Source organism: Mesorhizobium sp. M8A.F.Ca.ET.218.01.1.1 (assembly GCF_004791165.1).
GTDB lineage: Bacteria > Pseudomonadota > Alphaproteobacteria > Rhizobiales > Rhizobiaceae > Mesorhizobium.
This window is the reverse complement of sequence record NZ_SRUZ01000047.1, coordinates 1-440: the sequence shown is the minus strand read 5'-3', so window position 1 is coordinate 440 and position 440 is coordinate 1. Positions and strand designations below refer to the sequence as shown.

Sequence of the window (440 nt, the reverse complement as noted above, 5' to 3'; positions counted from 1 at the left end):
GAAGAGTTTGTTTTTTTCAAACCTAAAGCTTCAACAGTTTTACGTTGTGTTTCTGGACGACCTATAACACTACGAGTGAGGGTAATTTGTAATTTAGCCATAACTTATTTTCCCTCCTTAATTATATAATTCTTCTACTGACTTGCCACGTAATTTCGCAACTTGTTCAGCATTTTTAAGGTTTTGTAATCCATTAATTGTTGCACGCACCATATTGATTGGTGTGTTTGAACCTAAAGATTTACTTAAGATATCAGTGATACCTGCTAGTTCTAATACTGCACGAACAGGACCACCCGCAATAACACCAGTACCAGGAGCTGCTGGTTTCATTAATACACTACCTGAACTGAATTGTCCAGTGATCATGTGAGGAGTTGTACCTTCGACACGTGGAACTTCAACTAAGTTTTTCTTAGCTGCTTCAACTGCTTTTTTGA

At 37.5% G+C, this 440-nt stretch carries 2 protein-coding genes; both read right to left on the bottom strand.

Annotation, left to right across the window (positions count from 1 at the left end; translation table 11 throughout):
- The coding region (gene rpmD / locus EN861_RS34325) for a 50S ribosomal protein L30 (protein WP_135928207.1) at window positions 1–101 on the bottom strand (101 nt) is incomplete at its 3' end.
- A 16-nt stretch (window positions 102–117) separates the two neighbouring features.
- A partial coding sequence (locus EN861_RS34320; RefSeq protein WP_135928206.1) for a 30S ribosomal protein S5 occupies window positions 118–440 on the bottom strand: 323 nt, incomplete at its 5' end.